Source organism: Acidisphaera rubrifaciens HS-AP3 (assembly GCF_000964365.1).
Classification (GTDB): domain Bacteria; phylum Pseudomonadota; class Alphaproteobacteria; order Acetobacterales; family Acetobacteraceae; genus Acidisphaera; species Acidisphaera rubrifaciens.
Window position 1 is genome coordinate 1 of sequence record NZ_BANB01000339.1, and the last position, 299, is coordinate 299.

1 protein-coding gene is annotated in these 299 nt (G+C 75.9%); it reads right to left on the minus strand.

Annotated elements, in window-relative coordinates; translation table 11 throughout:
- Nucleotides 1-2: 2 nt before the first annotated feature.
- The coding region (locus tag B8460_RS10745; protein WP_048861597.1) for a Smr/MutS family protein at nucleotides 3-299 on the minus strand (297 nt) is incomplete at its 5' end.

Here is a 299-nt window from a genome sequence, read left to right on the forward strand (position 1 = left end):
GATCACCGGCGGCCGGCCTCGCGCCGGCCCGCCGTCTCCGACCGGGCGCGACGCAGCAACAGCCGCGTCGCGCCCGTGTTGCGTCCGGGATGCGTCGCCGCGAGTACCAGCCCGGCCAGGTTCGACGCCGCGAGCCAATGCGGGAACTCCCGCCGCAGAGTGCCGGCCCCCGTGGTCGATCCGCGACCCGTCACGATCTCCACGCATCGGATGCCGCCCGCATGGGCGCCGAGGATGAAGGCGACCACCGCGCCATGCGCGGCCGCCGCCGTCATGCCGTGCAGGTCGAGCGTGCGCGC